General features: G+C 64.5%; 28 protein-coding genes. 2 read left to right on the top strand and 26 right to left on the bottom strand.

The annotated features are described in order from the left end of the window. Positions 1–59: 59 nt before the first annotated feature. The 21 genes from Bravens_RS00885 to Bravens_RS00785 form a co-directional block, all read right to left on the bottom strand. On the bottom strand, positions 60–377 hold the full coding sequence (locus tag Bravens_RS00885) for a DUF2469 domain-containing protein (protein ID WP_062019493.1): 318 nt from the start codon (positions 375–377) through the stop codon (positions 60–62). A gap of 24 nt (positions 378–401) precedes the next feature. Further along, positions 402–1,067 carry a ribonuclease HII gene (locus Bravens_RS00880; protein ID WP_062019491.1) on the bottom strand — a complete coding sequence of 222 codons (666 nt, stop codon included), beginning with the start codon at positions 1,065–1,067 and terminating at the stop codon, positions 402–404. After that, the gene (gene lepB, locus Bravens_RS00875) at positions 1,064–1,735 is read right to left on the bottom strand and encodes a signal peptidase I (RefSeq protein WP_019174829.1); all 672 of its coding nucleotides are present in this window, start codon (positions 1,733–1,735) and stop codon (positions 1,064–1,066) included. Before lepB (Bravens_RS00875) ends, Bravens_RS00880 begins: the two co-directional genes overlap by 4 nt. 9 nt (positions 1,736–1,744) lie before the next feature. Continuing rightward, on the bottom strand, positions 1,745–2,344 hold the full coding sequence (lepB, locus tag Bravens_RS00870) for a signal peptidase I (RefSeq protein WP_062019489.1): 600 nt from the start codon (positions 2,342–2,344) through the stop codon (positions 1,745–1,747). 57 nt (positions 2,345–2,401) lie between these two features. Next, complete coding sequence (gene rplS, locus Bravens_RS00865) at positions 2,402–2,743, bottom strand: 50S ribosomal protein L19 (protein WP_019174827.1); 342 nt, start codon at positions 2,741–2,743, stop codon at positions 2,402–2,404. A 293-nt stretch (positions 2,744–3,036) separates the two neighbouring features. Beyond that, a complete protein-coding gene (gene trmD, locus Bravens_RS00860; protein WP_062019487.1) occupies positions 3,037–3,801 on the bottom strand; it encodes a tRNA (guanosine(37)-N1)-methyltransferase TrmD in 765 nt (254 codons plus the stop codon). Then, a complete protein-coding gene (gene rimM, locus Bravens_RS00855) occupies positions 3,798–4,304 on the bottom strand; it encodes a ribosome maturation factor RimM (RefSeq protein ID WP_062019485.1) in 507 nt (168 codons plus the stop codon). Before rimM ends, trmD begins: the two co-directional genes overlap by 4 nt. Positions 4,305–4,641: 337 nt before the next feature. Further along, positions 4,642–4,869, bottom strand: coding sequence for an RNA-binding protein (locus Bravens_RS00850; protein ID WP_019174823.1), 228 nt, complete (start codon positions 4,867–4,869; stop codon positions 4,642–4,644). A 2-nt stretch (positions 4,870–4,871) separates the two neighbouring features. Continuing rightward, positions 4,872–5,321, bottom strand: a complete 450-nt coding sequence (gene rpsP / locus Bravens_RS00845; RefSeq protein WP_062019483.1) for a 30S ribosomal protein S16 — start codon at positions 5,319–5,321, stop codon at positions 4,872–4,874. A 193-nt stretch (positions 5,322–5,514) separates the two neighbouring features. Then, entirely contained in the window at positions 5,515–7,104 is a 1,590-nt protein-coding gene (gene ffh / locus Bravens_RS00840; protein ID WP_062019481.1) for a signal recognition particle protein, read from the bottom strand. Positions 7,105–7,244: 140 nt separating this feature from the next. Beyond that, positions 7,245–8,369, bottom strand: coding sequence for a signal recognition particle-docking protein FtsY (gene ftsY / locus Bravens_RS00835; protein ID WP_062019602.1), 1,125 nt, complete (start codon positions 8,367–8,369; stop codon positions 7,245–7,247). Between the two features lie 10 nt (positions 8,370–8,379). Next, positions 8,380–8,769, bottom strand: a complete 390-nt coding sequence (locus tag Bravens_RS00830) for a hypothetical protein (protein WP_040377204.1) — start codon at positions 8,767–8,769, stop codon at positions 8,380–8,382. Between the two features lie 119 nt (positions 8,770–8,888). Then, positions 8,889–12,425, bottom strand: coding sequence for a chromosome segregation protein SMC (smc, locus tag Bravens_RS00825; RefSeq protein WP_062019479.1), 3,537 nt, complete (start codon positions 12,423–12,425; stop codon positions 8,889–8,891). Positions 12,426–12,453: 28 nt separating this feature from the next. Further along, the gene (locus Bravens_RS00820; protein ID WP_062019478.1) at positions 12,454–13,518 is read right to left on the bottom strand and encodes a ThiF family adenylyltransferase; all 1,065 of its coding nucleotides are present in this window, start codon (positions 13,516–13,518) and stop codon (positions 12,454–12,456) included. Next, a complete protein-coding gene (locus tag Bravens_RS00815) occupies positions 13,515–14,327 on the bottom strand; it encodes a thiazole synthase (protein WP_082790948.1) in 813 nt (270 codons plus the stop codon). Before Bravens_RS00815 ends, Bravens_RS00820 begins: the two co-directional genes overlap by 4 nt. Position 14,328: 1 nt before the next feature. Further along, the gene (gene thiS / locus Bravens_RS00810) at positions 14,329–14,565 is read right to left on the bottom strand and encodes a sulfur carrier protein ThiS (RefSeq protein WP_062019476.1); all 237 of its coding nucleotides are present in this window, start codon (positions 14,563–14,565) and stop codon (positions 14,329–14,331) included. Then, a complete protein-coding gene (gene thiO / locus Bravens_RS00805) occupies positions 14,562–15,644 on the bottom strand; it encodes a glycine oxidase ThiO (protein ID WP_062019474.1) in 1,083 nt (360 codons plus the stop codon). The genes thiS and thiO overlap by 4 nt, the downstream gene beginning before the upstream one ends. Before the next feature lie 157 nt (positions 15,645–15,801). After that, positions 15,802–16,734 carry a bifunctional DNA-formamidopyrimidine glycosylase/DNA-(apurinic or apyrimidinic site) lyase gene (mutM, locus tag Bravens_RS00800; RefSeq protein WP_062019472.1) on the bottom strand — a complete coding sequence of 311 codons (933 nt, stop codon included), beginning with the start codon at positions 16,732–16,734 and terminating at the stop codon, positions 15,802–15,804. Beyond that, positions 16,734–17,444, bottom strand: coding sequence for a ribonuclease III (rnc, locus tag Bravens_RS00795; RefSeq protein ID WP_019174812.1), 711 nt, complete (start codon positions 17,442–17,444; stop codon positions 16,734–16,736). The genes mutM and rnc overlap by 1 nt, the downstream gene beginning before the upstream one ends. A 4-nt stretch (positions 17,445–17,448) precedes the next feature. Next, a complete protein-coding gene (gene rpmF, locus Bravens_RS00790) occupies positions 17,449–17,652 on the bottom strand; it encodes a 50S ribosomal protein L32 (protein ID WP_019174811.1) in 204 nt (67 codons plus the stop codon). 2 nt (positions 17,653–17,654) lie between these two features. Further along, positions 17,655–18,170, bottom strand: coding sequence for a YceD family protein (locus tag Bravens_RS00785; protein ID WP_062019470.1), 516 nt, complete (start codon positions 18,168–18,170; stop codon positions 17,655–17,657). Between the two features lie 178 nt (positions 18,171–18,348). On the opposite strand from Bravens_RS00785, the gene Bravens_RS00780 reads away from it, so the two are divergent. Both Bravens_RS00780 and Bravens_RS00775 read left to right on the top strand, forming a co-directional pair. Beyond that, the gene (locus Bravens_RS00780) at positions 18,349–19,338 is read left to right on the top strand and encodes a DUF808 domain-containing protein (protein ID WP_062019468.1); all 990 of its coding nucleotides are present in this window, start codon (positions 18,349–18,351) and stop codon (positions 19,336–19,338) included. Beyond that, a complete protein-coding gene (locus Bravens_RS00775) occupies positions 19,335–20,150 on the top strand; it encodes an aspartate dehydrogenase domain-containing protein (protein WP_062019467.1) in 816 nt (271 codons plus the stop codon). Before Bravens_RS00780 ends, Bravens_RS00775 begins: the two co-directional genes overlap by 4 nt. 18 nt (positions 20,151–20,168) lie before the next feature. On the opposite strand, the gene Bravens_RS00770 is transcribed toward Bravens_RS00775, so the two are convergent. The 5 genes from Bravens_RS00770 to Bravens_RS00750 are packed head-to-tail and all read right to left on the bottom strand — an operon-like array spanning position 20,169 to position 26,170. Continuing rightward, a complete protein-coding gene (locus tag Bravens_RS00770) occupies positions 20,169–21,362 on the bottom strand; it encodes an MFS transporter (RefSeq protein WP_062019465.1) in 1,194 nt (397 codons plus the stop codon). Further along, positions 21,362–21,847 (bottom strand): pantetheine-phosphate adenylyltransferase, encoded by a 486-nt coding sequence (coaD, locus tag Bravens_RS00765; RefSeq protein WP_062019463.1) that lies wholly within the window; start codon positions 21,845–21,847, stop codon positions 21,362–21,364. Before coaD ends, Bravens_RS00770 begins: the two co-directional genes overlap by 1 nt. Beyond that, on the bottom strand, positions 21,844–22,413 hold the full coding sequence (gene rsmD / locus Bravens_RS00760; protein WP_062019461.1) for a 16S rRNA (guanine(966)-N(2))-methyltransferase RsmD: 570 nt from the start codon (positions 22,411–22,413) through the stop codon (positions 21,844–21,846). Before rsmD ends, coaD begins: the two co-directional genes overlap by 4 nt. Further along, complete coding sequence (locus Bravens_RS00755; RefSeq protein WP_062019459.1) at positions 22,410–24,503, bottom strand: ATP-dependent DNA helicase RecG; 2,094 nt, start codon at positions 24,501–24,503, stop codon at positions 22,410–22,412. Before Bravens_RS00755 ends, rsmD begins: the two co-directional genes overlap by 4 nt. Beyond that, positions 24,500–26,170, bottom strand: coding sequence for a DAK2 domain-containing protein (locus Bravens_RS00750; RefSeq protein ID WP_062019458.1), 1,671 nt, complete (start codon positions 26,168–26,170; stop codon positions 24,500–24,502). Before Bravens_RS00750 ends, Bravens_RS00755 begins: the two co-directional genes overlap by 4 nt. Positions 26,171–26,205 lie beyond the last annotated feature (35 nt).

The raw sequence follows: 26,205 nt of genomic DNA, 5'->3' as shown, positions 1-26,205 counted from the left end.
GCACCGGCTGAAGAGCGCACCCAGCCGCCCGGTGGCCGGCCTTCACAACAGCGGCAGAATCAGCCGTCGAGGCCCTCGGGGCCGGGGAAATCGCTCTTGGCGAGCTCTTCGATGTTGACGTCCTTATAGGTGAGTATCCGCACGTTCGTCACGAAACGGGCGGTGCGCCACGTGTCCCACACCCAGGCGTCGGTGAGCGTGACCTCGAAGAAGACATCGCGGCCGTCGGAGTGCTGCTGCACGTCAACGGAGTTGGCCAGGTAGAACCGCCGTTCGGTTTCCACGGCGTAGGAGAAAAGGCTGATGACATCGCGGTATTCGCGGTACAGCTGCAGTTCGAGATCAGCTTCAAAAGCCTCAAGGTCTTCGACGCTCATAGCTCCTACCCTAGTGTTCGGCCCTCAGAGGGCAAATGACCTGCGGTGCCACTCGGTGGGCCCGAATTCTGCCACGGCGCGCTTGTGTGCGGGGCTGGGGTACCCCTTGTTGCCGGCCCAGCCGTATTCGGGGAACTGCGCGTCGAGTTTGACCATGAGCGCATCACGGTCGACCTTCGCGATGACGGAGGCCGCGGCGATCGTGACGATCCGCCCGTCGCCCTTGATGAAGGTGCGAACTTCCGGGACCACCGCGTCAGCATCGGCAAACAGGTGCGCATCCACAAGGGACGGCTCATAAGACAGCCAGTTGTGTTTGCCGTCCAACAGCACGACGTCGGCTTCGGGAAGCTGTGCCAGGGCCCTGCGGCCAGCCAGTGCCAGTGCTGCTGTCAGGCCGATTTCATCAATTTCGGCAGCCGAGGCGTAACTCACCTGCGCGTGCTCCTGCCAGTCGCGGACCGACTGGGCGACACCGGGTCGGCGCGCCGGTGTGATCTGTTTCGAATCGTTGAGCCCCGCCGGGATGCCAGCGGGTTCAGCCAGGAGTTCATCGAGTGAGAACCAGACGGCCCCCACCCCGACGGGGCCTGCGGTGCAGCCGCGCCCCACCTCGTCCATTCCGATGACCCGTCGGATGCCGTCGTCGTACAGCTGCCGTTCAAGGCTGAGGTCAGTCAGTCCGTTCACGGGTTGGGAACGTCGGCGAAGACTTCGGTGGCGGCTTTGACGCGTGAGAAGCGGTCCAGTGGCCAGTTGATGACGAACACCGTGCCGACCACGTTGTCCTTCGATACGAACGGTCCGCCGGCAGATTCGGTGTTGTAGCGCGAATCGAGTGAGTTTGCGCGGTTGTCGCCCATCACCCAGTAGCTGCCCTCGGGGACTTCCACTTTGAATTTGATGGCCGAAGGGTCGGTTCCGCGCTTGATGTAGGTTTCGTCAATCGGCTGGCCGTTGACCTTGAGGCGGCCCTTTTCGTCGCAGCATTCGACTGTGTCGCCGCCGACGCCGATGACGCGTTTGATCAGCTGCTGGCCGGCGTTGGCCGGTACGAGACCCAGGAACTCAAGCACCGGGTTCGGCTTGTAGCTGCCCGATGTGTCTGGGGGCAGCCAACCGCCCGGGTCATCGAAGACGATGATCTGTCCGCGCTGCGGTTCGTTCCACGGCAGCTGGTTGACCATGATGCGGTCGTCGATCTGCAGTGTGTTCTCCATCGATGACGACGGGATGTAGAACGAGCGGACGACGAAGGTTTTGATAGCGAAGGAAACGACGAGAGCGATCACCACGATGATCGCGATTTCACGCAGCCCCCGCAAGGCCTTGCTGCCGTCCTTCTTCCGTTCAGTCACCGGGCCATCCTATCGCGGCGCCTGCTGGTCAGATTCTCGGACTGTTCCAATGATCCGCTTGAGCGGGACCATTCCCCCGCCGGGTTGGCCCAGAAGGTTCCGCGAGTCAGTCGAATTGTGCCTGTTGTCGCCCATGAGCCACACGCGCCCTTCGGGCACGCGCACGTGGAATTCCATTTCCGAGGCGGAGCCCTCCTGGTCTTTCAGGTACGGCTCTTGCAATGGCTCACCGTTGACGGTCAGCTGGTTGTCCTCGCAGCAGACGATTTCGTCGCCGCCGATGCCGATGACGCGTTTGACGTAGAAGACGTTCTTCGGTCCGATCCCGAACCACGATGCGATGTTCTGCACCCCGCCGGGACCTGTGCCGGGGATCATGCTGCCGCGGCCGTCGAAGACGACGACGTCGCCGCGTTCAATGTCTCCCTTCAGCGCCGGGACGCGCCAGACGGTGATCTTCTGCCCCGGCTGCAGGGTGGGCTCCATGGATTCAGACGGGATGGAGAATCTCTGCACGACGAAGCCGCGCAGGATGCCGGCCAGCAGGAGGCCCACGATGGCCAGCCATGCGATGACCGGCAGGATGCGGCGAGTGCGTGATGTGTGCATGTTCCGGATATGACGAAGGGCGCGAACCGATCGGTTCGCGCCCTCAGTTCGTCATGCTCAGCGCTTCTCGCGGATGCGAGCGGCCTTGCCGTGACGGTCGCGCAGGTAGTACAGCTTGGCGCGGCGAACGTCACCGCGGGTCAGCACGTCGATCTTGTCGATCGTGGGTGCGTGAACCGGGAAAGTACGCTCGACGCCGATGCCGAAGCTGATCTTGCGGACGGTGAAGGTTTCGCCAACACCCTGGCCCTGACGGCGCAGAACAACACCGCGGAACACCTGGACACGCGAACGCGAGCCTTCGATGACGCGCACGTGCACGTCAACGGTGTCACCGGCCTTGAAGTTGGGAATGTCGGTCTTCAGCGAAGCCTTGTCGAGAAAATCAAGTTTCTGCATTGGTTTCTCCTGCATGCGCGCCCCGGATCGTACATGCGCGTGTCAGTATCCGCAGAAAGCGGATGGGCGGATGGTCTGCCGGATGGCCTTGCGGCTTCCCTTGTGGACTTGCGAGCCCTCCGAGGCAGGCTGAAGTCAGCAAACGCAGAGACCCAGTTTAGTGCACAGGCGCACGCCTCGCCAAGTCGAGATCAGAACCGCAGATCCGCACCGTGCCGGGCCGGCACCTCGTACGCCCGAGAGCGCCGGCTCAGTGCCGCCAAAGTGCCCGCGCAGTGCGGCACGGCACCTGGTCAGTGCCGGCCGCGAAGCGAGTCGAGGTAGTCGCGGTCCTTCTTGCTGAGGCTGTCCCACAGCTTTTCGAGCATGTCGGGACGCACCTCGCTTGTCCTGCGCAGCCGCTGTTCGTAGCGCCAACGGGCAATTGCCGCGTGGTTGCCCGACAGCAGAACCTCGGGGATGCCGCGACCGCGCCATTCGGCGGGCTTTGTGTAGGCGGGATATTCGAGCAGCCCGTCTTCGTGGCTTTCCTCGTCCAGTGATTCCGGGTTGCCGATGATGCCCGGGATCAGCCGGGCAATCGCCTCGATCATGACGAGTGCCGCGACTTCGCCGCCGTTGAGCACGTAGTCGCCGATGCTGATGAGCTCAACATCGAAGCGGCCATCGTCTGCGGCCCATTCGACGACCCTCTGGTCGATGCCCTCGTAGCGTCCGCAGGCAAACACGAGGTGTTCGCGCGCGGCGAGGTCACGGGCGATCTTCTGGGTGAAGGGAATGCCCGCGGGGCTGGGCACGATCAGCACGGGCCGCTCCCCTATTCCCGAGGAGCCCTCGAGTGTGCTTTCCAGGGCCTGTGCCCACGGCTCGGCTTTCATCACCATGCCAGCACCGCCGCCGTAGGGAGTGTCATCAACGGTGTGGTGGCGGTCAGTGGTGTAGTCGCGCGGGTTGCTCACCCGCAAGTCCAGGTGGCCGTCCCTGCGGGCTTTGCCGATGAGGGAAAGGTCGAGCGGGCTTAAGTAGTCCGGGAAGATTGTGAGAACGTCGAGTCTCACGATTCGCCGTCCTGCGGCAGCAGTCCCGCCGGCGGGGTGATCGTCACGGTGCCGGCGTCGATGTCGACGTGTGGAACGATTTCCTCAACGAACGGGATAAGAGCCTCAGCCCCGCTGTGCAGGGTGATTTCGAGGAGATCCTGCGCGGGGTTGTTGATGACGTCGGCGACTTTGCCGATCACGGTGTCGTTTTCGATCACGTCGAGGCCGATGAGGTCGGCAACGTACCAGGCGCTGTCGTCGTCACTGTCGTCCGCTTCGACGCTGATGAGGGTGTTGCGGACCTCTTCCGCCCGCGTGCGGTCGCTGATTTCGGCGAAGGTCAGCAGCAGGCGGTCGCGATGCCACCTGGCCCGGGTCAAAGTGAGAGTGCCGATGTCCGGCTGAGTGGAGAATTCACTGCCGACGAGGAAGCGCTCATCGGGATCATCGGTGCGGACTTCGACGGTGAACTCACCGCGGATTCCGTGTGGCTTGCCCAACCGGGCGACAACTTGACTCACAGGGGCCTTTCACAGCTTGACGGACCCCTCCAGTGTAACGGCGGGCGGCATCCGGTAGGTGCGCCCGAGGTGCTGCGGCCCAGCCGCGCCCTGCACCCCGGCGGCCGACGAAAACCGGACCTCCACCTCGGCCCCTTCCTGCACCCGCACACCGTTTAGCAACAAAAACACCCGAAAACAGTGGCGGCTAACGGGAGTTTTTCTTGCTAACGGGTGGGCCCTTGCGGCTAAAGCGCAGATCCGTCGCTAACGGGTGTGCCAAAACTGCGATATCAAACACAACAGCGCCCCGGGAGGAAATCCTCCACGGGGCGCTGTTTGAAGACTGCGAGTGTGATCAGGCTTCGACAAGATCGACGCGCACGCGTTCGCCGGAAATGGCGTTCACGACTTTGCGCAGCGACTTGGCGGTGCGTCCGGCACGTCCGATGACACGACCGAGGTCGTCAGGGTGGACGCGCACTTCGAGGGTCGTACCGCGACCGCTGCTGCGCTCCCTCACGGAAACGTCGTCAGGATTGTCGACGATTCCCTGTACGAGGTGTTCAAGCGCCTGCGCAAGCATGATCAGGCCTCTTCTGCTTCTTCAGCAGCGGGTGCTTCTTCAGCAGCGGGTGCTTCTTCAGCAGGAGCTTCGGCGGCTTCTTCAGCCGGAGCTTCCTCAGCCTTTTCTTCCTTCGGCTTGATGACCGACTTGGCTTCGGGAGCTTCGAATTCCTGCTTTTCAGCCTGGCCCTCGACGCGGTTGGTGGTGTCACCTTCGCCGGTGAACTTAGCCCAGTCACCCGTGAGCTTGAGCAGAGCCTTGACCTGGTCGGTGGGCTGAGCACCCACGGAGAGCCAGTACTGTGCGCGCTCCGAGTCGATCTTGATGACCGACGGGTTGTAGGTGGGCTGGTACAGACCGATCTCTTCGATCGGACGGCCGTTCTGGCGGGTCTTCGAGTCAGCCACGACGACGCGGTAGTGCGGTACGTGGACCTTGCCGATGCGGTTCAGACGAATTTTGACTGCCACTTCTGTGGTGTCTCCTTTTGCAATCAGGGTGAAGATCCGAGCGCATGACGTGGGGATGTCAGCGGTTCGTGTCTTCGTGTTCCAGCCTGTCCGCTGGCTGAGAGGGATCAGCGGGCAGACAAGTACAGCAGATTATTGTGCCAGAAAAGACGCTGGCTTTCCACCGGGGGCTGGCCGGGCTCTCCAGCGCCGGTTACTTCGAGAAGCCGCCGAAGCCCTTGGGAAGCTTCGACAGGTCGAACTCTTCGTCATCCCCCAGGTCGATGCCGCCGAAGGATGCGCCCTGCTGGCTGGGCGCCTTGCCTTCCCGGCGCAGCTGCGCTTCGCGTTCCTGTTGGGCGCGCTTTGCCGGGTTGCCGGATTTGCCGGCACCACTGCGCTTCTTGCCGCCGGGCTTGCGGCGCTGCTTGCGGCCTCCCCCGGCACCCATGCCCGGCATTCCCGGCATGGCGGGCATACCCGGCATCTGCGGCATACCGCGGCCGCCGCCCATCTGCTTCATCATCTTCTGCATTGCGGCGAACTGCTCCATGAGCTGATTGACGCGGCTGACCTCAACACCGGCACCGCGGGCAATACGGGCCCTGCGGGATCCGTTGAGAATCTTGGGGTTGGCGCGCTCAGCCGGTGTCATCGAGCGGATGATCGCCTCGATGCGGTCGAATTCACGTTCGTCGAACTGCTCGATCAGCTGGCGGTGCTGGGCCATGCCCGGGATCATGCCGAGCATCTTCTTCATCGAGCCCATCTTGCGGATGGCGCCGATCTGCTTGAGGAAGTCCTCGAGGTCAAAGCCGTCACCGGATTCGACCTTCTTGGCGAGCTTTTCGGCTTCCTTCTTGTCGAAGGTGCGCTCGGCCTGCTCGATGAGCGTCATGATGTCGCCCATGTCGAGGATCCGGTCGGCCATGCGGTCCGGGTGGAACTGTTCGAAGTCCTTCAGCCCTTCGCCGGTCGAGGCGAACATGATGGGCTTTCCGGTGACTTCGGCGACCGACAGGGCGGCACCGCCTCGTGAATCACCGTCGAGCTTCGACAGGACGACACCCGTGAAGTCGACGCCCTCAAGGAAGGCCTCGGCGGTCTGCACAGCGTCCTGACCGATCATGGCGTCGATGACGAACAGGACTTCGTCGGGGTTGACGGCCGCGCGGATGTCGGCGGCCTGCTGCATGAGCTCCTGGTCGATGCCCAGGCGGCCCGCGGTGTCGACGATGACCACGTCGTGCAGCTTCTGGCGGGCTTCTTCGATCGAGTCCTTGGCAACAGCCACGGGGTCGCCCACGCCGTTGCCCGGCTCCGGAGCGTAGACGGGAACGCTGGCGCGTTCACCCATCACCTGGAGCTGGTTGACTGCGTTCGGCCTCTGAAGGTCACAGGCCACGAGCATGGGGCGGTGGCCCTCGCCGCGCAGCCAGTGAGCGAGTTTTCCGGCCAGGGTGGTCTTACCGGCACCCTGCAGACCGGCGAGCATGATGACCGTCGGCGGTTTCTTGGCGAATTCGAGGCGGCGGGTCTGCCCGCCGAGGATTCCCTTGAGTTCGTCACCGACGATCTTGACGACCTGCTGGCCGGGGTTGAGCGCCTGCGAAACCTCTTCCGACAGCGCGCGTTCGCGCACGCGCCCCGTGAAGGAGCGCACCACCGGAAGCGCGACGTCAGCGTCGAGAAGCGCACGGCGGATTTCGCGGATTGTCGCATCGACATCTGCTTCCGACAGGCGGCCTTTGCCGCGCAGATTGCGGAAGGTTGCTGTCAGGCGATCGGAAAGAGAGTTGAACACGGGTTCTGACTGCCTTCTTATGTGGACTGAAACTCAACAGACAAGGATAGACGATGCGCCGGGCCCGGTTTCTCAGCTGTTGCCGTCCGGATCCGCTGTCCCACGGCACCGGTGGGCTCAAGCGGCTGTGCCGGTCCCGGTCAGGATTCGAGCAGCGCGTCGACGAAGCCCTCGGCGGTGAACGGCGCGAGGTCGTCAGCGCCTTCGCCCAGGCCGATGAGTTTGACCGGCACTCCCAAAGCGCGCTGAACGGCGACGACGATGCCGCCCTTTGCGGTGCCGTCAAGCTTGGTGAGCACAATGCCGGTGATGTCGACGGATTCGGCGAACACCTTCGCCTGCTGCATGCCGTTCTGACCGGTGGTGGCATCCAGGACGAGCAGAACTTCGTCAGCCTCGTGCCCCTCGCCCAGCGGGCGGGTTGCCACGCGCTTGACCTTGCCGAGCTCGTCCATGAGGTCGCGCTTGTTCTGCAGGCGGCCGGCGGTGTCGATGACGACAACGTCAACGCCGTCGCGCTTGCCCTGTTCGACGGCTGCGTAGGCAACCGATGCGGGGTCGACGCCCTCTTCTCCGCGGACGGTCTCGACACCCACGCGGTCGCCCCACGTGGTGAGCTGCTCTGCGGCTGCCGCACGGAAGGTGTCCGCCGCTCCGAGTACGACCTTGCGGTCTTCGGCTACAAGGACGCGGGCGATTTTGCCCACGGTGGTGGTTTTGCCGGCACCGTTGACGCCCACCACGAGCATGACGGCGGGGTCGCCGGCTGCCTGAGCGGCCTCCGTGCGATCGACGTTGAGCGTGCGGTCCATGGTCGGGTCGACGACTTTGATGAGCTCTTCGCGCAGCAGGGGCTTGAGGTGTTCGGGGTCGCGGGTGCCGAGCACTCGCACCCTTTCGCGCAGCGAGTCGACCAGTTCGGCGGTCGTGTCAACGCCGAGGTCGGCCATGATGAGCGAATCTTCGATGTCTTCCCACGTCTGTTCGTCCAGAGTGTCCTGGGAAAGCAGAGTCAGCAGACCGCGGCCGAAGACGTTGTTGGACTTGGCCAGTCGAGCGCGCAGCCGGGCCAGGCGGGTGGTCGGTTCGGTGGGGGTTTCGTACCGCCGCTCCTCTTCGACCTCAGTGGGTTCGGTGTCCTCGACAAGGTCCGGCACGTGTGCCGGCGGAGTGCGGCGCTTAGTACGCGCAGGGCCGAAGAGCACAAAGCCCACGGCGATGAGAACAATGGCCAGGATGATGCCGACTGTGACAAGAGTGTCCATGGCACCCAATCTAGCGGAACAGAATATTCAGGGTGGTCCTCAGCCCCGCACCGGTTTCCGGGACCTTCCAGTGTCGGGTGCGCGGCCGCAGCGTTGAGAGGCTCGGTGCCGCGTGACGGCGCGGCTGCGGTATGAGCACGTAGTGGTGGTCGGCCATCGCGGTGACGGCGGCTTGTTCGCGCGTGGGAAGGTGCGCGGTTTCTTCGTCTGCACCGAAGAAGCCGTAGTCGTCATAGCCGGTCCACGAGTGAGGCAGGCGGAAGCGCTGCGAGGAGCTGGCCCTGATGCGGCCTTCTTCGCGCAGGCGCGGCACAGCCACAGCGAGCACGATGATGATGCCGATCGTCAGAATGATCGCCAGGCCGATGAGGAGAATGACAAAGCTGCCCAGACCAGCCATCAGCACCCCGTGATTGGGCGGTTGCAGAACATGGGCAGAAGCTCCTCGGCGCGTGATTTCGGCGGATCTCAGAAGACCAGCTTAATGCGACCAAGCTGATAGTTCTATTCGAGAACCACCTATTCGCCTCGCCGGCTGTCGGCCAGCCGCTGTGAGACGACCTTTGAGATTCCATCGCCGCCCATTGTGACGCCGTAGAGGGCATCGGCGATCTCCATTGTGCGCTTCTGGTGGGTGATGACGATCAGCTGCGAGCTTTCCTGCAGCTCTTTGAAAACACCGAGAAGACGCGTGAGGTTCGCGTCGTCGAGTGCCGCTTCGACTTCGTCCATGACGTAGAAGGGGCTGGGCCGGGCTTTGAAGATCGCCACGAGGATGGCAACAGCGACGAGCGAGCGTTCCCCACCCGACAGCAGCGACAGCCTGCGGACTCGCTTTCCGGCTGGCCGGGCGAACACCTCGACCCCGGTCGTGAGCATGTCGTCCGGGTCTGTCAGCGACAGCGACCCTTCACCCCCGGGGAACAGTCGGCTGAAGATGTCGGTGAATTCACGTGCCGTGTCGGCAAAGGCCTCGGCGAAGACCTCTTTGACGAGTTCGTCGATTTGGCTGACCATGCCGCGCAGATCCTCGCGGGTCTCTTCGATGTCGTTGATCTGCTTTTCCAGGTAGTCGTGGCGTTCCTGCAGCGCGGTGAACTCTTCGAGCGCCAGCGGGTTGACCTTGCCGATGCGCTTCATTTCGCGCTCGGCTTTTTTCTGTGCGGCTTCGACTTCAGCGCGCACAAACGGCCGGGTCGGCAGTTCGTCAGCGTCGCTGTCAACGTCAGCTGAGAAGTCGGGGACGTCGAGGTGGGGGCCGAACTGTTCGACGAGGTTCTGGGCCGCCAGGCCGATTTCCTGTTCCGCTCGCCGGCTGAGCTCTTCGAGCTTGAGTACGAAGCGTTCGCGTTTCAGCGCTGCCGCGTGTTCGGCTTCTGCAAGCTTCGCCAATTCTCCGCGGAGCTCTTCCAGGCTTTCCCGCAGCTTTTCGGCACGTTGGTTGGCTTCCGCGCGGCTTGACTGCAGCCGGGCGTGTTCTGCTTCGGCGCTCTTTTCGCGTTCGGCCAGATGTTCGGCGAGTTCCACGGCGATGGCACCGGCGGCTTCGGTTCTGTCTGCCAGCAGCCTGCGCGCCTGTTCTTCGCGCTGCAGGCGTTCGCGTTCGGCCTGTTGGGCGCGCGCTTTGCGGCGCAGGCTGTCGATGCGGTCGGCTAGGAAGCGCACGCGGTCATCGGCTGAGCGGGCCGCGATCCGGGCTTCCATGACCTCTTCGCCCAGCTGCGAGTGTTCTTGTGCCAGACGGTCGCGGTCTTCTGTGTCGGGTTCGGCATCGACGCTGTCGAGTCCCGCAAGGGCTGCCTGGGCTTTGTCACGTTGCTCTTCCGCCTGGGCTCGGCGTTCTTCCAGCTGTGCGCTGCGGGAATCGAGGCGCTCGATTTCTGCCTCCAGCAGCTGCACGCGCTCCTTGGCGGCCGTAACGCTGCCTTGGGCGCGGATACCCTGAGCTTCTGCGTCGCGCCGGGCTTCTTGCGCCTGCTGTTCGTCACTGCGGGCGGTCCGGAGGGCTTCGCGCAGCTTCTCAACTTCCGACGAGGCGTCTGCGGCTGCCCGTGTGAGGTCGCCGATGCCGGCCTGGGCTTCTGCGAGCGCGTTGCGCGCTTCGGCACGGGCGGCTTCCGCCCTGCCGGAGCGGCGCACGCGGTGGGCTTCGATGACGGTTCCCGCCCGCGTCACGCAGGTCAGGTCAGGGTGGTCTTCCAAAAGCGCAAGCGCAGCATCGGAATCATCGACGATGACGGTGCGGCTGAGCACCGACCGCAAGGCGGCGTGCAGTGCGGGATCCGTCGAGGCCACGACGTCAACAGCTCGCCTGCCGCCGCTGACCTCGAGAGTTTCAGGACCGCTGGTCTGGGCCGTGGAGCCGATGACGGTGTCGACGTCGGCACCGTCGTCCGTGCTGTCCAGCAGTGCGAGCCCTGCTGCATGGCTGCTGGCAAACAGTGCCTGCGCAAACGGGCCGAGTGCTGCCGCAGCTGCTGTTTCGAAGCCCGCTTCGATCTCCAGGAGGTCTTCTACTCGTCCGGTCACCCCGTCGATTTCAAGGGCGAGGAGGTCCTCGGCTGATGCCGAATGCGAGGCGCTCAGCTGCAGGGCCTCAATGCGGGCCTCTGTCTTGCGCAGCTGACCGGTCAGTTCGGCACTGCGCGCACTGGCTTCGTCAAATGCTTTCTGGGCTTGCGCGGTGGCTTCCGCCGCGGCCTTCACAGTGTCGTCGATGCCGGTCTGGTCGCCTTCGAGTTCAGCTGCGGCGGCTTCTGCACGCTGGGCTTCGGCGCGTGCGGCTTCGATGTCGGCCAGGAGCTTGTCGCGTGCCGGCGCGGCGTCGGCTTTTTCGCGGGCAATCCCCTCGAGTGCGCGGTTGGCCGTTTCGACATCGGATTCGAGGCCGGCCCGGATGCGGACCTTTTCGGCGATTTCCGCCCGTGCGGCTTTCAGTGCGGCTTCTGCCTGCTCGAGCTTTCCTGAAATCTCCGAGCGGGTCTGCGCCAGCTCTTCGAGGCTCTGTGCCCTCTTGCTCTGCTGGTCTTCGGCATCGCTGAGCTCACCGCGGAAGTGCTCGGCCCGCTCCAGCAGTGCTTCGGGTTCGTCGCCGCTGAGCTTTTGTGCGGGTGTGCGGAGGAATTCCACGCGGTCGCGAGCGCGGCCAGCTGCCGCCTTGGCTCGAGTGGCAGCCTGCCCCACCCTGCGCAGCAGCTGTGACAGGCGGTCGTGTTCTTCTTCCGCCTTCACCGCGGCGGTGCGCGCCTCAGAGATTTCCTCTTCCAGCTGCGCAATGCGCGCCTCTAGGTGCTGACGCTGCTGAGACTCCGTGTGCGCATCGCCCGTGTTCTGCAGCGCGGCTTCTGTTTGGACGATGTCATCGGCCAGCAGGCGGGCGTTGGCATCGCGCAGTTCCGCCTGGACGGTTGCGGCACGCTGGGCGGCACGAGCCTGCCTGCCCAGGGGCCCCAGCTGTCGGGCGAGTTCTGCCCGCAGGTCCTGCAGGCGGTCAAGGTTGGTCTGCAGGCCGTTGAGTTTGCGGACGGCTTTTTCTTTGCGCCTGCGGTGTTTGAGGACACCGGCGGCTTCTTCGATGATTCCGCGGCGCTCAAAGGGGTCGGCGTGAAGGACCTGGTCCAGCTGTCCCTGGCCGACGATGACGTGCATCTCTTTGCCCAGACCGGAGTCTGAGAGCAGCTCCTGGATGTCCAGAAGCCTGGCGGGTGCGCCGTTGACGGCGTATTCGCTGCCGCCTGAGCGGAACAGCGTGCGGCTGATGGTGACTTCCGTGTAGTCAATCGGGATGGCCCCGTCGGTGTTGTCAATCGTCAGACTGACTTCGGCCCGGCCCAGGGCCTGCCGTTTCGAGGTGCCGGCGAAGATGACGTCCTCCATTTTTCCGCCTCGGAGGTTCTTCGCTCCCTGCTCCCCCATGACCCATGCGAGCGCGTCGACGACGTTCGACTTGCCTGAACCATTCGGTCCGACCACACACGTAATGCCCGGTTCGAGTTCAAGCCGGGTGGCGGACGCGAACGACTTGAAGCCGCGCATCGACAGGGTTTTGAGGAACATTCAGATCAGCATAGCCGCACATACGGCCTCAGACGGCGTTGATTCCGCCCACAAGGCTGGCGGCACCCTCGTGCATTCCTCGGGCTTTGAGAATGTCGAGTGCCTGCAGCGAGCGCACACCGGCCTGACAGAACAGCACCGTCAGCGGCGCCTCGGATTCGGGCAGCTGTGCTCCCTCCAGCAGGGCGCTGAGTGGAACACTGTGCGCCCCGGCAATGGTTCCGGCGGCGTACTCGTCGGCTTCGCGCACGTCGACCAGCAGGGTCGACTGGCCCGCCTGTAGGCGGGCTTCGAGGGCTGCCGGGGTGATGACAGCCGCGGAGTCGAGGTGGCCGACCGGTGCGCGGTCGGGATCTGCGGCAACCGTGAGGCTCCGCATAGTGCTGGCCAGTCCGTCGTAGATGAGAACCGAGCCGAGAGCCGATTCACCCACGCCGGCGAGCAGCTTGATGGCCTCCATCGTCATAAGCGTGCCGATGATTCCCGGCAGCACGCCGATGACTCCGGCTTCCGCACACGTGGGTGTGGAGCCCGCGTCAGGGGCTTCCGGGTAGAGGTCGCGGTAGGTGCCGGTCTTTCCCGCCCAGAAGACGCCCACCTGACCGGAGAAGCGCAGGACCGAACCCTGGATGACGGGTTTGCGCAGCATTTCGCACGCATCGGAAATGAGGTAGCGGGAATCGAAACTGTCGGTGCCGTCGATGACGAGGTCCGCATCCCGCAGCACGTGCAGGGCATTATCGGCGGTCAGGCGGTCGGTGTGCAGGGTCAGTTCGATGCCGGGGAACAGACCGCGGCACACATCGGCGGCTGATTCTGCTTTCAGCCTGCCGATATCGGATTCGGAGTGAATGACCTGGCGGTGCAGATTGCTGCGTTCGACAACGTCGTCATCGATGATCTCGATGTGGCCGACACCGGCTGCCGCCAGGTACTGCAGGACGGGAGCTCCGAGCCCGCCCGCGCCGACAACAGCGACCCGCGATTTCAGCAGCCTGGCCTGGCCTTCTTCGCCGAAACCAGCCAGGCCCATCTGCCGGCGGAAGCGATCCGCGTCCTCCGGTGTCAGATTGAGGTGCGTGCTGTCTCTCACTGTGTGACCCCCATTCCGCGGAATCCTTCGGCCGGGTCGTGGCCTGTGACGATTCCATCAAAGCTGCTGGAAGCAACAGCACCGTGCCGGCGCGTGGGAATCCGGCCGGCGCGTGCCGCCCAGTATCCGGATTCAACTGCCATGCGCATGGCTCGTGCCATGGCAACGGGGTCTTCGGCGCGCGTGACGGCACTGGCCAGAAGAACAGCGGAACATCCCAGTTCCATGGCGAGTGATGCCTCGGACGCCGTGCCGATCCCGGCATCCAGCACCACCGGAATAGAGGCGCGCGAGCAGATGAGCTCGATGTTGTGCGGGTTGAGGATGCCCAGGCCGGAGCCGATCGGCGCACCCAGCGGCATGACGGCCGCGGCACCAGCGGATTCCAGCCGCTTGGCCACGGCAGGGTCATCGGACGTGTAGACGTAGGGCACGAAGCCGCGCTCAGCGAGCATTTCTGTGGCTTCGAGGGTTGCGATGACATCCGGCAGGAGGGTCTTTTCGTCCGCGATGACTTCGACCTTCACGAGCGAGGTTTCACACGCTTCGCGGGCCAGCTCGGCGGTGAGCACGGCATCGGCGGCGGTGTAGCAGCCGGCTGTGTTCGGCAGCACCTTGATGTCCAGTTCGGACAGCATTGCGAACAGCGAACCGGCTTCCGTCGGGCTGTAGCGGCGCATGGCGACGGTTGTCAGTTCAGTGCCGGATTCCTGCAGGGCGGCCCGCAGGTTGGTGTGGTCTACTGCCCCGCCGGTTCCCATGATCAGCCGGGAGGTCAGGGGGGTCGGGCCGATTGTCAGCGGCTGCACGTCAGCCTCCCTGCACTGCCGTGACGATGTCGATGACAGCTCCGTCTTCGACGTCCGTTTCTGCCCAGCGGCCACGCGGGATGACAGCTCCGTTGAGTGCTGCTGCGATGCCGGGTCGGCTGCCGTCTGCGGGTGTTCCGTCCGGGTTGAACTCCTTGTCGGTCGTGCGCGCCACGACGTCAAGCACCGTGAGCTTGCCGTCGAGCTCCTGCTCGGTGCCGTTGACCTTGATGCTCATGGGATCCTTCCTTCCGGGTGGGTGTCGGCGGCCTGGGCCGCCAGGCGGGATACGTACGGGGTCAGGAGGATGCCGTGCCGGGACAGTCCTCCTGCAACAACAACTGCCGAGGTGCCGCTCACCTGAGTCCGTGTCACCACCGGCATGTCGTCTTCTGTTGTGGGGCGAGCGCGGGTGGTCACGTCGATGAGGTCGCAGTCGCGCAGCCCGGGAACAACCGTGATGGCATCAGTCAGGAGGTCGGCAACGCTGCCGAGGTCTGTGTCGGGGCGGTCTTCGCGGACGGATGCGCCGATGACGATTTCGCCGCTTGCCCGCGGCACGACGTACACGCTGCGGCCGGTGACGACGGCGCGGACAGTGCGGGATAGCAGCGGGCCGAAGCGCAGACGGCTTTCGGGCACTCGCACGCGGATGACATCGCCGTAGACCGGCCGCAGGGTCACTGCCGCGTCTTCAGGCAGCCCCGCGATGTCGGCGATGCCCATGCCGGCGGCCACAACAACTGTGTCGAAGCTGTGAAGAACGCCGTCAGCGGTGTGCAGGGTCGCACCGTCCAGGCGGGTGACGCGCTGCCGGACAAGTGCCTCCGGTCCCAGTGCTTCCAGCATGGCGCTCGTCAGGCGGCGCGGGTCGATGCGCAGGTCACCGGGGATTTCAGCCCCGGCTGACAGGCCCGGAGCGAGGGCGGGTTCGAGACGTGCGAGCCTGCTGCCGGGCAAATGCTTGAAGGCCAGTCCGCGTTCGCCGTAGGCCCTCTCCATTCGTTCGAGGTGTTCGCGGTCGCCGGGGTCAGCCGCCACCAGGAGGGTTCCGGCGGTTTCGTAGCCGACCGCTTCGTGCGGCACCCCGAGCAGTTCCAGGAACTCAGGGTATTCGTCGAGGGCTTTCTGCATGATGGGCAGCAGACTGTCTTGGCCGAACTGGACTTCTGCAACGGGTGCGAGCATGCCGGCGGCCGCGTAGGAGGCTCCGCTGACCGGCGCGGGATCGAAAACGGTGACATCGTGGCCTGCCCGCTGTAGCCGCAGGGCTGTGGCGAGTCCGAGGATTCCCGCCCCGATGACCGCTGTCTTCACTATTCTCCTCACGTCGGCATGATCCGCTTCGAGTGCTGATGGTCGGCCGCTTCGCCCTCTCAGCCGGGCGTGTCCCGGCTCCCATGAACCGCCCTCAGAGTAAGCCTCCGGCGGTGTCGGAGCAAATAGCCTGCTCTCTTGGAACAAGCGGGCGGTGTCAGTACCGCCTCTGGGGTTTCTGGCAGGAGGGGCACCAGTGGGATGTGCGTCCGGCGATCGTGCTGCTGCGCACGGTTTCGCCGCACCGGGTACATGGGCTGCCGGCTTTGCCGTAGACGCCGAGGCTGCGGTCGAAGTATCCGGATTCGCCGTTGACGTTGACGTACAGTTCGTCAAAGCTCGTTCCGCCGGCTTCAATGGCACGGGCCATGACTGCCCGGGCAGCGTGCAGGGTGTTCTCGATCCGGCTGATGCGCAGGCGGTCGGTCCGGGCGGCAGGGTGGACGCCCGCGGCGAAAAGCGCCTCGTCAGCGTAGATATTGCCGATTCCGGACACCACGCCCTGATCCAGCAGAGCGGCCTTGATTGCTGTGCGGCGGCCCTTGAGAGTCCGCGCTAAGCCTTCCGCATCGAATCCGTCCTCGAAGGGGTCCGGTGCGATCCGAGCGGCCGAAGCCGCAACCAGACGCGGTGAGCCAAGCCCTGTCACGAGAGGCTCCAGGCCGATGTGGCCGAAGATCCGCTGATCGACAAAGCGCATCTGCCACGGGGCCCCGTCGGCTGAGCGCATGTCGAACACGGCTCTGGTGTGCCGATGCACGGCATCGTCGGCGGTGTGGATCCTCACCTGCCCTGACATGCCGAGGTGGAGGGCCACTGCCCAGCCGGCCGGCACCTCGGGAGCGGAGTCGGGAAAGACGGAGCCTGTGGCCAGGGGCAGCCACATGAACTTGCCGCGGCGGCACGCCCCTTCGACGAGACCGCCGGGAACAGAGGCGGTCAGACGGTCAACAGCGGTCGCATCGACCGTGCGCTTAGAGGTGGTGCCCAGAATGCGCGGGTCGAGCACCCGCAGGGATTCGATTCGCGAGCCGACCGCCCACGGTTCAAGCCCGCGGCGAACGTGCTCAACTTCCGGCAGTTCCGGCATCAGGCGCGGGACCAGTCGGGGTGTTTCTCCCGGATGGCCTTGACGGCTGCTTCGGCGGCGACGAGTTCGGCGTTCTTCTTCGACGTTCCCTCACCACTGCCCCACGTGGTGTCGCCCAGCTGGGCCAGTGCCGTGAAGACGCGCGCGTGGTCGGGACCTTCCGAGGTGATGTCGTAGGTGACGACTCCCAGGCCGAGGTCCGCGGCGGCTTCCTGCAGGGTGGTTTTGTAGTCCATGCCGGCACCGAGGTTGACGGCGTCATCGAGCATGGGGTCAACGAACCTGTGCACGAGGTCTTCCGCTACCTGCCGGCCCTGGCTGATGTAGCAGGCGCCGATGATCGCTTCGACCGTGTCGGCCAGGATCGAGTCTTTGTTGCGCCCGCCGGTGAGCTCTTCGCCCTTGCCCAGCAGAAGGTAGTCGCCGATGCCGTACTGGCGGGCAACAGCGGCCAGGGCACGGGTGTTGACGACGGCGGAGCGCATTTTCGCCAAACGCCCTTCGGCCATTGCCGGGTTGTTGTGGAACAGCCATTCGGTGGCAACCAGCTGCAGCACGGAGTCGCCTAAGAACTCCAGGCGCTCGTTGGTGGGGATGCCGCCGTTTTCAAAGGCGTAGGAACGGTGTGTGAGTGAAAGACGAAGCGTCTCGGGATCAATGTCGATCCCGAGACGCTCGTTGAGTTCACGCAGATTCTGCGCTTCAGTCATAGTGTCAGGCGTCAGCGACCTTACGTCCCTTGTATTCAAGGAACAGGGGGTTGCCGTTGGAGTCTTCCACCAGCTTTGCGTGGTGGGGGCGCGAGTACACAACGCGACCGTTCTCCACAGTCTTGACCAGGCCGGGGACCTGAGCCTTCCACTGCGAACGACGGTGGCGGGTGTTGCTGCGCGACATCTTACGCTTCGGAACAGCCACGTCTAGCTCTCTTTCTTCTCTAACTGATGTTTCAGTGCCGCGAGGCGATCGTTGATCGATCCCGCTTCTTCGTCTTCGGGGAATTCGCCGACGGTGTACGAAAATTCGCCATCGTCATCCGATTCCACCGGGTTGAGCGGAAGCGCCATCACGACTGCATCGCGGATGAGCGGTTCGAGGTTGATCTTATCGCGTTCAACGGCATAGGAGTCTTCGTCTTCTCCGCGTTCGTAGACGAAGAGCTCCTGGACGTCGACTGACAGGGGCAGTTCGAGGTCCTCGAGCGTCCGCGCGTCCTGACCTTTGGCCAGGGCTTGGAAGGTTCCCGAGGCGTAGATGCCGTCGACAACGCTTTCCAGCCGCAGACGAACCGTGAGCGGATCCCCTTCCGGGACGCCGATCATTTCGTTCCGCAAGTCCTCAGGGGCGGCAACGGTCACGTCGACATCGGTCCACGCACCGGGCTTGTCGGCTACGCCGAGCTTGCGCAGGTCGAGCTGCAGATCTTTGCGTTCCACGGCTCTCCCCTTTCGCGTTTCCCAGTGTTCGATGGCCGTCGAAATATGTGTGCCCCTGATGACACACAGCGCTCCATTCTAGTCCAGGCCGCCGTGGCCGGGCAAATTGCTGTGCTCCCCGTGCAGATAGTGCCCGTAGAATCTGTCTGACCCGCATTCCAACAGTGAGGATCCTCCTATGGCCGGTGGTCTTGCCGCCCTTCTTGACGACGTTGTCGCACTGTCGCGCGCAGCTGCCGCATCCGTCGATGACATCGGTGCTGCAGCCGGGCGTGCTTCGGCCAAAGCCGCCGGTGTTGTTGTTGACGATGCCGCAGTCACCCCGCGCTATGTCGACGGCTTTTCGCCGGCTCGCGAACTCCCCGTTGTGTGGAAGATCGCCCGCGGGTCGATCATCAACAAACTGGTGTTCATCCTGCCGGCGATCATGCTGCTCAGCCAGTTCCTCCCGTGGGTGCTCACTCCCCTGCTTATGATCGGCGGGCTGTATTTGAGCTACGAAGGTGCCGAAAAGCTGTGGGAACTGGCTCTCGGCCGTTCCCATGCGAAAGAGGCTCCGGCGGTCGAACGCGGTCCCGAACAGGAAAAGCAGATCGTCCGCGGGGCTGTGCGCACCGACTTCATCCTGTCGGCCGAAATCATGGTCATCGCCCTGTCCACGGTCGACCACTTGGGCTTTTGGACCAGGCTCATTTCACTCATCGTGGTTGCCCTGTTCATCACAGCCCTGGTCTACGGGGTCGTGGCAGTCATTGTGAAGATGGACGATGTCGGACTGCACCTGGCGAAGAAGCCCTCAACCGAAAAGCTGGGGCTCGGCATTGTGAAGGCCATGCCGATTGTCATGAAGACACTTTCAATTGTCGGCGTCATCGCGATGTTGTGGGTCGGCGGTCACATTCTGCTGGTCGGCATGCACGATCTGGGCTTCAGCCCGATCTACGACTTCGTCCACGCCTGTGAAACCACGGTTGCCGCAGCCACGGGAGCGTTCGGTGCGGCTTTGGGATGGCTGGTCAACACGTTCTTTTCAGCAGTTTTGGGACTCGTGGCCGGAACGATCGCGTTCTGGGTGCTCTACCCCTTGCTGCACAGGAAGAGCGCTGAGAACCTTGACGAAAGCACCGCTTCGGCAGCCGCAAACGGTTCGTCAGGGAGGACACAGTGAAAGCACTGCTTATCGGCATGGGCACGATCGCCAACGACATTCGGAGTCTGCTGGAGGGCCGCCCCGTCGAAGTGTGCGGGGCTGTTGTCCACCGCGACACTGATCGAAAGTCCGACATCCCGATCTTCGGGCAGGACCGTCTGGAAGAGGCGGCTGAGGGCGCCGACGTCATTGTTGAGTGTGCCGGCGGTGCCGCAGTGCGCGCCTACGCCCCGCGAATTGCCGCGATCGGCAAGCCGTTCGTGCTGACCAGTGTGGGAGCGCTGGCTGATCAGCAGACGGCCGAGGTGCTGCTGGGCATGCCGAACCTGGTGGTCACGAATGGTGCGATCGGCGGTTTCGACGTGCTGCGCTCAGCCGCTCTGCTCGGCTTTGATCACGTGTCCATCACCACGACGAAGAAGGCGTCCACCCTCGTCCAGGACTGGATGAGCGATGACGAGCGCACGCGCCTGAAACAGCTGCCGGCTGGGCAGACCGCGCAGGTTTTTGGCGGTGACCCGGAAGAGGCAATTGAGAAGTTCCCCTCGAACCTCAACGTGGCAACAGCTCTGGCCTGGGCAACCGCCGAGCGGGACCTTCCCGACGGCCGCGTGTCGCCCGAGTCCCTGCGGGCCTCACTGGCCCGAGTGCGCGTCGAGCTGATTGGGAACGGATCGGATGACCCCACGTTCCACGACATCGAAGCCTCCGGTGCGGCGGGCGACTTCACGTTCCGCATCTCCAGTGCTCCCTCACCGCACAATCCGTCGACGAGTGCTCTCACAGCAATTTCAATCGTCGGCGACCTGCTGGAACTGGCCGGCAGCTGAACCCAGCTGCCCTGCACCTCACCGGTCCGGCACCTCGGCGGTTTTCGGGCGAGGTGCCCGCAGAGTCAGGCCTGCTGCCAACATCAGCACCCCGCCTGACAAGAAGAAGATCGAGCCGACCCCGGCGACGGAGGCTACGGCCGAAGCCGCAATCGGCATGACCACCTGCGACAGGCGGTTGCCGGCCAGGCGGATCGACATGACGGCGGCCCGGTTGCCCGGTGTTGCCAGCATCGACACCCACGTCATCGTCAACGGCTGCGTGAGCCCGAAGGCGAAGCCGGACACCACCATGATGACCGCGAGGAACGGCACCCGCACCCACAGGGGAATCGCGAAGACCGTAACGCCGGCGGCAAGTGAGGACAGCCACAGCAGAAGCATCGGATCAAACCGGGCTGTCAGCGCACCCATGAACGCACGCGACACGATCGTCGCAACTGTCCGCACCGTGATGAGCGCAGTGACGACGACAACCGACAGGCCGTGCTTTTCGCCGATGACCGGCAGATAGGCGCTCATCAGATCAATTGCCGCCAAGGTGGCCATCGAGGCGAAGATCGCCGGCTTCATCCCCGGCGTGCCGAGCAGCGCCCGCGGCGAAACCGCGGCAGCCTTCGCCTGCGCCCTCCCGACCCGCTTGGCAGCGGGACGGCGGATGACGACAAGAACACAGGGGAAAGCGAGAGCCGCGAGCGCGCACATGGCCCACAGTCCCGCCTCGGCATTCGGACCGGTTCCGTCACTCGCCCAGGCGGCAACAGCACCCGCCAGGGGCATGCCGAGGGTCTGTCCGATCGACACGCCCAGGGTCAGAGTGCCGAAGCGAGAGTTGAGTTCCTGCGGGGCGAATGAGGCGGGGATGAACGCCTGCGATGACACCGTCATGAGCAGCTGGCCCAGCCCCAAAAGCATGGAGAACAGCACGAGCGCGGGAATCCCCGAACTGAGCGCGGCACCTGCCAGCGCGGCGGTGCAGGCGGCAGTTCCCACCCAAAGAATGGGTACGTAGAGACCGCGGTCCACGAGCCTGCCCACGGTGAGTGCGGCAAACAGCGGAACGAGCGAATAGGCCGTCACCATCATGCCGACGGCAAAAGCGTCACCGCCCTCAGCCAGCGTCTTATACGACACCATGACTTTCGCGGCATTGAACGTGCCGTGCAGAAGGACGGTGTGGAGGACAAGCCCGAAGAACCAGCCGGGGCGCACTATGTGCTCTTCAGAGAGTCAAGCGCTGTGAGAACGGGGCTGGGAACCATGGACGAAACATCGCCGCCCAGAGCGTGCACTTCGCGGATGAGCGATGACGACACGTGCTCCAAGTGCGGAGAACCGGGCAGGAAAATGGTTTCGACGTCCCCGATTTCGCTGTTCATCCGCGCCATTGGGAGTTCATAGGCGTAGTCGGTTCCGCCTCGGATGCCCTTGACGACACCGACCGCACCCACGTCCTGGCAGTAGTCGACCAGCAGACCACCGGGCACATCGTCGATTGTGAGATTGTCAGGGGCACCGGATTCGGCGAGTGATTCGCGGATCAGCCGAACCCGTTCGGCAACCGGGAAATTGCCGGTTTTGTTGGGATTGTGCACAACGGCGAGCACGACTTCATCGAAAAGCTTGGCCGCACGCAGCGCCACATCGATGTGGCCCAGGGTGATCGGGTCGTAGGAGCCCGGGCAGACGACCTTCATTCTCCGCTCCTCTCAACAAGCCACAGCGCGGTTTCGCCGTGAAGAGACTTCGCGTACACGCTAAGACTATGCGGCAGCTGCGGCTGGGGCGAGCGTGCGCTTCGCTCTATGACAAGAAGCGACGCGTCGTCTTTCAGCAGCCCCGCGGCTGTTTCGAGCAGCTGGGCAAGTTCCGATTCCCCCAGCGGGTAGGGCGGGTCGGCGAAGATGACGTCAAAGCGCTCATCGGAACCCGCGAGGGATTCGACGGCCGATTGGGCGGCGCGCACCTGGACGGAGCAGCTGTCGTTCAGTCCGAGGGTGCGGATGTTCTTCTTCACGACCTGAGCCGCTTTGCCGGCGCGCTCAACGAACACTGCCCGGGTGGCGCCTCGGGAGATCGCTTCGAGGCCCAGGGCTCCAGAACCGGCAAACAGGTCGAGGACGTTGGAGTCAGCGAGCATCCCCAGGGAGTCCAGGCGGGCGAAAAGAGATTCGCGCACCCTGTCCGAGGTGGGGCGAGTATCAGAGCCGGACGGGGTTTCGATCCTGCGCCCGCCCAGGCTGCCGGCGATGATGCGGGTCATGAAACCTCCATGAGGTCATCGCCCGCGAGGTCATCAACATAGGCCCGCAGTTCGGGCGTGCCCTCCGGGTGGGCATCCATATAGGCGTGTGCGGCAGCGCGGGCGGCGGCGACGATTCCTTCGTCGCGCAGCACCCGCAGGTAGCGCAGCGAACTGCGCGAACCCCACTGGCCGCGGCCCAGAACATCGCCTTCGCGGCGGTTGTCGACATCGTGTTCTGCAATCCGGAAGCCGTCCAAAGTCCCGGCGACCGTGGTCAGCCGTCCCACCGCCTCGTCGTCTGTGGTGCGGGAGGTCACGAGGAAGCAGATCGCCTGCTCGCCGTCACGGCCGATCCGTCCGCGCAGCTGATGGAGGGTGGCCAGGCCGAAGCAGTCGGCGTCGAGGATGACCATGGCGCGAGCCCGGTGGACATCCACGCCGACTTCGATGACGGTTGTGGACACGAGCACGTCGATGTCGCCTGCCGTGAACTCCGCCATGACGGCGTCTTTGTCTTCTTGCGACATCTGTCCGTGCAGTGCGTCGACCCGGCGGCCGGCCAGCCGGGGAACGGCGTTGATCGCTGCGAGAGCAGAGTCGATGCCGAACAGTTCAGGGTCGTCCTCAATCCGGCTGACGACAACATAGGCCTGCAGCCCCGCCTCGACGTGTTCGGCTACGACCTCCCACACGCGATCCATCCAGTGGGGGTGGGTGCCGAGAGCGACAACGTGGGTGGCAATCTTCTTCGGCCCGCCCGGCATATCGGTCAGGGTGGACACGTCGAGATCACCGAAGACGGTCATGGCGACTGTCCGCGGGATGGGGGTTGCGGTCATGACGAGGGCGTGTGGGATGACTCCCCCGGCTTTTGTGCGCAGGGCTTCACGCTGGTTGACGCCGAAGCGGTGCTGTTCGTCAATGACGACCAGGCCGAGGGCTGCGAAGATCGTGGTGTCCGACAGCAGCGCGTGGGTGCCGACGATGATGTCGATCTGCCCGCTGGCCAGGTCCAACAGGATCTTGCGCCTTTGGGCCTGCGAGGTTGATCCGGTCAGCAATGCGATCCGCACACCTTCTGCCTGGGAGAACAGAGTGTCGTCGGTGCGCAGCTCGCCGAGCATGCGTGAGAAGCTCTCATAGTGCTGTGCGGCGAGGACTTCTGTGGGCGCCATGATGGCCGCCTGGCGGCCAGAGTCGACAGCCTGGAGCATGGCACGCATGGCCACGAGCGTCTTACCTGAGCCGACGTCACCGTGCAGCAGCCGATTCATCGGCGAATCCGAATCGAGGTCCTGCGAGATTTCGGTGCCCGCCCGCCGCTGCGATTTGGTCAGCGGCCACGGCAGGGACCCATCGAAGGCTGCGAGCAGGCCGTCGACTTTGCCGGGCAGGCGGACGGACTGTTCTGCTTTGGCCCGCTGCCGGCGGCCGTAGAGTTCGGCCTGCAGGGCGAAGGCCTCTTCGAATCGGAAGCGCTCCATGGCCTCTTTGACATCGGCCTGGTCTTTCGGCCGGTGGATCATGGTGAGGGCTTTGCGCAGGTCAGGCAGGCCGTGGTCGGCGAGTACCTCTGCGGGGATGGGGTCGGTGAAGTCTTCTGGGCCGAGGGCATCGAGGACGGTGCGGATGGTTTTGGCCAGCCGGTCGGATGCGAACTGTTTGTTGGACCGGTAGATGGGGATGGGGTTTTCGATGTCCCCGCGGTCGATGTAGTCCTCGTGGCCCAGCCATCGGGGGTTCTGGATCTGCAGGGAGTTGCGGTAGACCTTGATGTCGCCGGTCAGCACCATGCGGGTGCCGGGCTTGAGCTGTTCGGCGAGGTATTTCTGGTTGAAGAACGTCGCAGTGATTGCAGCGTGCTGGTCGGCCAGTGTCACTTCCGTGATAGTGCCGCGCCGATTGCGCATGGGCCTGGTGTTCACCGATTCGATGGTGGCGTAGACGATTGCGGTCTGCCCGGCCTCCAAGCGGCTGATTTCGGTGACGGTGCCCGGGTGGATGTAGGTGCGCGGGAAGTACCGCAGCAGTTCGCCGACTGAGCTGACGCCCAGCTTGGCGAGTGCTTTTTCATCGCGGCTGCTGACGAAGTCTGTCAGCGGTTTCATTCGACACCCACATCGGCGCAGACTCCGCTGAGGTCTGCATCGAAGATTTCGGCTTCGGCTTCCGGATAAGCGCGGCGCACGGCGCTCTCCATGGCCTTCCGCATTTTCGGCGTTGCCTGTTGGCCGTAGCTGATGGTGATGAGTTCGGGGTCACCGTCGACGGCCAGACGCGAGATGGCCTCGACGATGGCAGCTTCTGGCGCGTGTTCGATGAAGAGGATGCGGCCCTCAGATAGGACCAGCACGTCGGTTTTCGTGTACACCAGCGGGCCGGCCGCGGACTGTCCGGCGAAGCACAGCCGGCGGATGTCGACAGAAGCGGCATCGGCCATGTCCTCTGCGACGTCGTCGGCGTCTGCGTGGGGGTCGAAGACTGCCAGTGCGCTGACCATTGAAATGGGACTGCCGGTGGGGATCGCGTAAACACCGTCGGCGGCTGCGGCGTTGATGGAGGCTTGCCCTTCGGGGCTGTCGGCAACGAGCACCGTTGTGGTGCCGTCAGACAGGACGTCGTGCAGGCTTCCGGCTTGTTCGCCGCGGTCCAGTCGGATGGCTATCGCACCTGTCAGCGCGGCCCGCAACATGAGCGGCGCTGTGGAAGCCGCGGCCGCTGCGCGCAGCGGCCCGTGGTTTGCGCCGTTGACAAGGTCTTCTGTCCGCAGCTGCGCCAGCCCGTACTGTTCGACGTCGCGCAGCACGCGCAGCGCGTGGTCTTCGCTCGTGACGTGCACGTGCACCATGGGCCACGAAATGACGACCGACCGGGCGTCGGCTTTCGCCAGGATGCGCTTAAGCGGGCGGGTTCGGTCTTTGCTGTCGCTGAGCGTGAACACGAGCTCCAGCGTGTCGGCACCCGTCGCGGCACCAGCACCAGCCGCACCAGCACCCGCCGCCCCGGCACCCGTCGCTGCACCAGTGCCAGCCGCACCGGCACCTCCTGCGCCACTACACGTAACCCCATCACCCGTGAGCTTCGGCACGACGGAGGTCAGCCCCGCAATGGGGCTGGGGGTTTCGCCGACCGCTCCCCCGGTGACGGTGAGGTACAGCAGGTCGAAGATTTCGACGATGCCGCTGGCGCCGGCGTCGACGACCTGCGCCTGGCCGAGCACGTCCAGCTGGCCGGTGGTGTCGCGCAGCGCTTCAATCGAGCAGGCGCGCACGGCTTCAATCTGCTGCAGCAGTCCCGCGCCTTCGTCGGCCTGGGTGCGCGCGGTTTCGGCCATCGCGTGCAGCACTGTGAGCATGGTGCCGTGTGTGGGTTCGGCAATTGCGGTCTGTGCCCGGTGGGCAGCCAGTTCAATCGCCGAGGCGAAGCGGTCGGGCGTGAGGTCACCTTCGGCGAGAGCCGCCTCGCCGAGTTCGTCAGCGACTCCCCGCAGGGCAACAGCCAAGATGAGGCCCGAATTGCCGCGGGCGCCCCGCAGAGCACCGGCGGCCATCGCCTCGACGACCCGCGGCAGCGTCGCCGGCCCGTCAATAGCCTCTACAGCTCGGTAGGCGGATTTCACGGTGGCGTACATGTTCGATCCCGTGTCGCCGTCGGCTACGGGGAACACGTTGATGGAGTCGATGCTGCCGCGCTGGCGGCGCAGTCGCTCCACTGCCTGCTGCGCCCAGCGGGCAGCCAGCCGCCCGCCCCAGCGCATGCTGTTGTCGTTCACCATGTCCGTTTCCGCTAAGCCGTCCGTTTCCGCAAAGC

Source organism: Brevibacterium ravenspurgense (assembly GCF_001584615.1).
GTDB classification, from domain to species: Bacteria; Actinomycetota; Actinomycetes; order Actinomycetales; family Brevibacteriaceae; genus Brevibacterium; species Brevibacterium ravenspurgense.
This window is presented reverse-complemented; position numbering and strand designations above follow the sequence as displayed.

What these genes read in the sequence shown, in the direction of transcription:
- Bravens_RS00885 (WP_062019493.1), bottom strand. Translation starts at nt 377, where the DNA reads ATGAGCGTCGAAGACCTTGAGGCTTTTGAAGCTGATCTCGAACTGCAG.
- lepB (WP_062019489.1), bottom strand. Translation starts at nt 2,344, where the DNA reads ATGCACACATCACGCACTCGCCGCATCCTGCCGGTCATCGCATGGCTG.
- rplS (WP_019174827.1), bottom strand. Translation starts at nt 2,743, where the DNA reads ATGCAGAAACTTGATTTTCTCGACAAGGCTTCGCTGAAGACCGACATT.
- Bravens_RS00850 (WP_019174823.1), bottom strand. Translation starts at nt 4,869, where the DNA reads ATGCTTGCGCAGGCGCTTGAACACCTCGTACAGGGAATCGTCGACAAT.
- ftsY (WP_062019602.1), bottom strand. Translation starts at nt 8,369, where the DNA reads ATGGACACTCTTGTCACAGTCGGCATCATCCTGGCCATTGTTCTCATC.
- Bravens_RS00830 (WP_040377204.1), bottom strand. Translation starts at nt 8,769, where the DNA reads ATGGCTGGTCTGGGCAGCTTTGTCATTCTCCTCATCGGCCTGGCGATC.
- smc (WP_062019479.1), bottom strand. Translation starts at nt 12,425, where the DNA reads ATGTTCCTCAAAACCCTGTCGATGCGCGGCTTCAAGTCGTTCGCGTCC.
- thiS (WP_062019476.1), bottom strand. Translation starts at nt 14,565, where the DNA reads ATGAGCATCAAGGTCAACGGCACCGAGCAGGAGCTCGACGGCAAGCTC.
- mutM (WP_062019472.1), bottom strand. Translation starts at nt 16,734, where the DNA reads ATGCCGGAACTGCCGGAAGTTGAGCACGTTCGCCGCGGGCTTGAACCG.
- rnc (WP_019174812.1), bottom strand. Translation starts at nt 17,444, where the DNA reads ATGACTGAAGCGCAGAATCTGCGTGAACTCAACGAGCGTCTCGGGATC.
- Bravens_RS00780 (WP_062019468.1), top strand. Translation starts at nt 18,349, where the DNA reads ATGGCCGGTGGTCTTGCCGCCCTTCTTGACGACGTTGTCGCACTGTCG.
- coaD (WP_062019463.1), bottom strand. Translation starts at nt 21,847, where the DNA reads ATGAAGGTCGTCTGCCCGGGCTCCTACGACCCGATCACCCTGGGCCAC.
- rsmD (WP_062019461.1), bottom strand. Translation starts at nt 22,413, where the DNA reads ATGACCCGCATCATCGCCGGCAGCCTGGGCGGGCGCAGGATCGAAACC.
- Bravens_RS00755 (WP_062019459.1), bottom strand. Translation starts at nt 24,503, where the DNA reads ATGAAACCGCTGACAGACTTCGTCAGCAGCCGCGATGAAAAAGCACTC.
- Bravens_RS00750 (WP_062019458.1), bottom strand. Translation starts at nt 26,170, where the DNA reads ATGGTGAACGACAACAGCATGCGCTGGGGCGGGCGGCTGGCTGCCCGC.